The sequence below is a fragment of the Kitasatospora sp. Root107 genome (assembly GCF_001424875.1).
Classification (GTDB): domain Bacteria; phylum Actinomycetota; class Actinomycetes; order Streptomycetales; family Streptomycetaceae; genus Kitasatospora.
The window spans coordinates 1-3,932 of the sequence record NZ_LMCT01000059.1; the positions used below are offsets into that span (position 1 = coordinate 1).

General features: G+C 69.0%; 5 protein-coding genes. 2 read left to right on the forward strand and 3 right to left on the reverse strand.

The features are described from left to right. Positions 1-661: 661 nt before the first annotated feature. Positions 662-1,027, forward strand: a complete 366-nt coding sequence (locus ASC99_RS31150; protein ID WP_200948474.1) for a hypothetical protein — start codon at positions 662-664, stop codon at positions 1,025-1,027. A 38-nt stretch (positions 1,028-1,065) separates the two neighbouring features. Here the strand turns inward: ASC99_RS31150 and ASC99_RS39140 are convergent, their stop codons facing one another. The 3 genes from ASC99_RS39140 to ASC99_RS39930 form a co-directional block, all read right to left on the reverse strand. Further along, positions 1,066-1,560 (reverse strand): hypothetical protein, encoded by a 495-nt coding sequence (locus tag ASC99_RS39140; protein WP_157531880.1) that lies wholly within the window; start codon positions 1,558-1,560, stop codon positions 1,066-1,068. Between the two features lie 108 nt (positions 1,561-1,668). Then, entirely contained in the window at positions 1,669-2,061 is a 393-nt protein-coding gene (locus ASC99_RS31160; RefSeq protein ID WP_057238380.1) for a hypothetical protein, read from the reverse strand. Positions 2,062-2,278: 217 nt separating this feature from the next. Further along, entirely contained in the window at positions 2,279-2,770 is a 492-nt protein-coding gene (locus ASC99_RS39930; protein WP_200948475.1) for a hypothetical protein, read from the reverse strand. A gap of 684 nt (positions 2,771-3,454) precedes the next feature. Between ASC99_RS39930 and ASC99_RS39145 the strand changes: the two genes are divergently transcribed. Further along, a complete protein-coding gene (locus tag ASC99_RS39145) occupies positions 3,455-3,652 on the forward strand; it encodes a hypothetical protein (protein ID WP_157531881.1) in 198 nt (65 codons plus the stop codon). Positions 3,653-3,932: the final 280 nt, after the last annotated feature.

A 3,932-nucleotide genomic window follows, 5' to 3' on the forward strand; every position in this document is an offset into this window, starting at 1 on the left:
ACGCGGGCACAGATGGTCGGATTCGCGGTGACCACGGCGGCGCCCGCAGTGGCCGCCCTCACAACCGTCTCCCCGAAGCCCGGTCCGCCCGCCAACCGCCCGTCGTAAGCACGGCAGGAACGTATCGACACCGCACCTCCGGGCGCGGCCCGCAAACACCGGGCGGGAGAGGACAGGTTGGTGGCGGGTCAGCTGCGGTGCGGCCAGGCCCGGCTCCTGCCGACCAGGTGACCGATCCCGGTGCCCGAAACGCCGTGAGGTCACGGCACGGAACCGGGCCCGGACAGCCCCACGCAGTTACGTCACACCCGGCATGTGACCACCCTGGAGGAGGCTAGGACAGGCCGGGCCCGGCGGCAGCTGGCGGACCACCAGTGCCCGGCGCCTTGGCTCAGGCACCTATCTTTCGCATCGCACCCAGCGGGCCGCAGGTGTGGTCCACCGTTCCCGTGCCGTATCCCCAGGTGAAGCCGATGCGGCACTTGCGTTCGGCGGGCGCGACAGGCGAGCAGTCGACCTGCAGCTGTGGCCGCCGGGTCAGCTTCTTACCCACGGGCAATTGAGCGGCGCCGGGCTTAAGTCAACGCCGAGAGGAAGCGCAGGGCATCACGGTTGTTCTCACGGCTCTCCTCCGCATGATGAGCGGGAGGTGCTGGCCGCGATGCTCGAAGTCGATGCGGAGCTGGTCGCCCGCCGCGAGGGCATGGTGCTCATCTCGGACACGGGCTTCGCCTCGAAGACATTCGAGCGTGAACTCTCCGAGCTCGGCGTCGAGTTGCTGCGGCCCTCGTTCAAACGCGAGAAGAAGCGGTTCGGCGAGCCGATGCTCAAGAAGGTCCGCCAGCTGATCGAGTCGGTCAACGACACCCTCAAAGGGCAGCTCGACCTGGAACAACACGGCGGGCGGACCTTCGAGGGCGTCGCGATCCGGGTGGCCCAGCGAGTCCTGGCGATGGCCACCGCCATCTGGCACAACAACCGGACCGGCGCACCCGTCACGCGCTCGCTGATCGCGTTCGACCACTGACGGCATCCGGCAGTGACCGCAGGCAGGCTCTCGCCGAGTCAGAGGACCTCGGCCTGCTCTGGGGTCACGCAGTATTCGTGGTCGCCAACCTGCACGATGTAGCCCTTCGGTGGCTCCAAGGACGTCGTCCACCAGATCCCGGCGACCTCCCCGACAGCTTCCGTTGTCTCGCTCGGTGAGTCCGACTCAGTGCGGATTCGGACGCGGGTTCCGTCGGGCAGGTCGCTGCGATAGCGGGGCGGCATGTCGGGCTGGAGTCGTCCCCTGGGGATCAGGAACTCCGGCCGTAGCCCCCAGGGGCTGCCGTCCTCGGTCTCCACCGAGTAGATCGGCCCGACGTGGCCGTCGCGCTCGTCCTGCTTGATGACACACCCGACGACCACACCACGGCTGCCCACGATCTCCGGCCCGAGCCAACCCAGACTCGGAACGGGCGGATGCGGCGTCGTCAGTTCCACCAACTCGCCGTAAGCCAGGGTGGCCTGCTCGGGCCAGGGAGTCTCGTCCAGCAGCCACTGTTGCTCGACCGTCATGAGCCCCTCCATTTCATGACCTCGGTGGACCCACCAAACCATAACCGCGAGGCGATTGGCCTGACCGAAGGGCGGCTGCTCGAACGTAGCCACCCCTGAGCCCTGCGGTCAGCCGCAGTGGGTTGCCCCGGTGCTGCCGCCGGACGCCTCGTTGCCGTTGTAGGTGATGCGGCCCCTGACCTGGATGCAGTGGTCTCGCGCCCCCATCGGAACCGGCCCGGCGTAGTACTTGTAGGTCTTGGCATCTACGACGGCATCCAGGATCGCGCACGTGGAGGATGGCGAGGTCTGGGAGCAGAGGATGAGCGACACCGACATGTACTTGTCCGCCCCGTACCCGCCGGCGGAGGTGGCCACGTTGACGGCGCAGTTCGTACCGTTCGAGGAGTCGTAGTACAGGTGGATGACGCCGTACGTGGTCGAGCCGGACTTCACGGGGTACGTGTCGATCTCACTGCCCGCACAGCCGTAGCCACCGGCCGAGGCCGTGGGAGTACCCACGACGAGACCGGCCGCGGCAAGACCGAGGGCGACGACGGCAGAACAGATTCGATGACTCATGGCTGTTGCTTCCCCCCACTGATGACACTGTGTCGGCGACGACGGTTCCAGTCCCTACAACCGCCCGCAAGACCATGATCACATGATCTGAATCACTAGCCGTGTGGCGCTGAGCTGCGTGGCGAGTATCTCCCGCGATTCGCGCCGCTGTTTCCTGCTAGCCGAGATCGACGTGCGGGCAGAGGGGCCCTTGCCGGTAGCCGCCAGGAATGCCGCTTCCAACGGTCTCCCAGAAGGGGCGCGACTCACGAAAGTGCCCGCCGAGGGTGTGCCAGATCAGACCAGGGCGCTCGGCGCGCAACGCGGCGAGGCCAGCCGCGGCCAGACCGCACCTGCGGTACGGCTCATCGGTAGCGGGGCTCTCCACCCAGCCGATCCGGCAACGCCGGCAGATCCGGTAGTCGACTGCGAAGACGGACTCGCCGTACAACCAGGCCGCGCGCGTGCGCCACCCGGTCCGCTCCGAGGCCACCGTGTCCTGCCAGGGCGAACCCAGGTCCCGCGCCACAGGCCGGCCACGATGCACCCTCGAACGCCCCCGCGAGACACGGCGCACCAACAGGATCCACCAATCGCCGCCGATCTCGCGCCTGACCCGTCCGGCATGCCCGGCCACCCGTACCCCGTCGATCTGCGCCTGCGCCACCATGACCATCACCATGCCCGGCCAGACGGACACAACACCCAGCTCGCTCCGCCCCCGCGCGGCAGCAACTCGCGGGCCGCCACCGCCAGGAGCAGCGCGGCCGGGAGCGGCCCACCCAGGACGGGCGGCGAGCCGGGGACGGCGGCCGCCACCGGACCCCGGCCACCGAAACCACACACGCACAATCCCGCCAGACTCCCGTAGGAATTCCCGCCACCGCTGCCGGGTCTCAACCGACGGAAACAGCAGCCGAATCCGAAAGAATCCACGGCAGGAACGGCAGGCAATTCCTGACCTGCCGTCAATTCACGGGGCCCCCCGGASCAGCCCCCGGCCCGGCCGACCCGGCACAGCCCCGACAGTCCGGAGGATGACCACCCACAGTCACCGAACCCGAGGAGCCCCGGATCGCCCCGGGCCGCCAGACAGGACCCCCGCACCAGCCCAGATTGGTCTACCGAAAGCCGATGCCGGCGCTCGAAACGCTATGAGGTCACAGGGGGAAACGGTTACCGAACGGCCAGGGCGACCGGGCAGGCCAGGCCCACTGCGGATGGTGGACTACCCGGCGCGGATTCCCGGCCGGGTAGTCCACCCCAACCCACCACACCAGAGCAGGCCGAGAGCGGGTACCCGGACCACCCCGATCCGCCCGACCACCAGCGCCGCCCAGTCACCGGTCAGGGCATGGAGGCCGGCTCGGGCAAGGGCGGTGCAGAGGGGGTCAGCGGCCGCTCCGACGAGCTGGCGATGCGCGGCGCAGGGGCGCTGCCGGGCGTCGCGAGGGCGGTCGGCCACGTCCCGGCGATGGCGGGCCGCGGTCTGGGCGCGGCGCAGGCCGAGGTCGGCCTACCAGGGGAAGTTCGGCGACGTGAAGGTCGTTGAACCCATGAACGAGTCCGGTCCCCCCAAGCCGCACTCGGGGTCTTCACGGCCACAAGGTCAACTACACGCCGCACACCACTGCGGACGTGGCGTCAGCCGGGACAGCGGGCGGCGGTACCCGCTCCCCGCACTGAGACGAGGCGAAGCCCGGCACCGGCCGACACCTTCGGCGGCGACCGGCACGATCACAACGACAGGACCATCTGTGGCAACTGACTACGACGCTCCACGCAAGACCGACGACGACAACTCGACGGACAGCATCGAGGAACTGAAGGCC

Coding starts and splice junctions, on each gene's coding strand:
- ASC99_RS39145 (WP_157531881.1), top strand. CDS start 3,455: ATGGAGGCCGGCTCGGGCAAGGGCGGTGCAGAGGGGGTCAGCGGCCGC.
- ASC99_RS39140 (WP_157531880.1), bottom strand. CDS start 1,560: ATGACGGTCGAGCAACAGTGGCTGCTGGACGAGACTCCCTGGCCCGAG.
- ASC99_RS39930 (WP_200948475.1), bottom strand. CDS start 2,770: ATGGTGGCGCAGGCGCAGATCGACGGGGTACGGGTGGCCGGGCATGCC.
- ASC99_RS31150 (WP_200948474.1), top strand. CDS start 662: ATGCTCGAAGTCGATGCGGAGCTGGTCGCCCGCCGCGAGGGCATGGTG.